1 tRNA gene is annotated in these 330 nt (G+C 53.9%); it reads left to right on the plus strand.

Annotated elements, in window-relative coordinates:
- The first annotated feature begins 255 nt into the window (after positions 1-255).
- A tRNA-Arg gene (locus NBA72_RS24235) sits at positions 256-329 on the plus strand.
- Position 330: the final 1 nt, after the last annotated feature.

Below are 330 nucleotides of genomic sequence, written 5' to 3' on the forward strand. Positions count from 1 at the left end.
GATAGAGTACTCGGCTACGAACCGAGCGGTCGGAGGTTCGAATCCTCCCGGATGCACCATATTCTCCGTACTTTCAGTGATGAAGATACGGATAAGATAGCGGTAATCACCGCTGGCACCAGGAAGGATAACGTTGCGTCAGCAACGGCCCGAAGGGCGAGCCGTAAGGCGAGTAATCCTCCCGGATGCACCATCTCTTACTTGATACGGCTTTCACCGCGGTATCAATATCAGCAGTAAAGCAAGTTTCCCAATGCATCCGTAGCTCAGCTGGATAGAGTACTCGGCTACGAACCGAGCGGTCGGAGGTTCGAATCCTCCCGGATGCAC

The organism is Salmonella sp. NW1250 (assembly GCF_051812965.1).
GTDB lineage: Bacteria > Pseudomonadota > Gammaproteobacteria > Enterobacterales > Enterobacteriaceae > Salmonella > Salmonella enterica.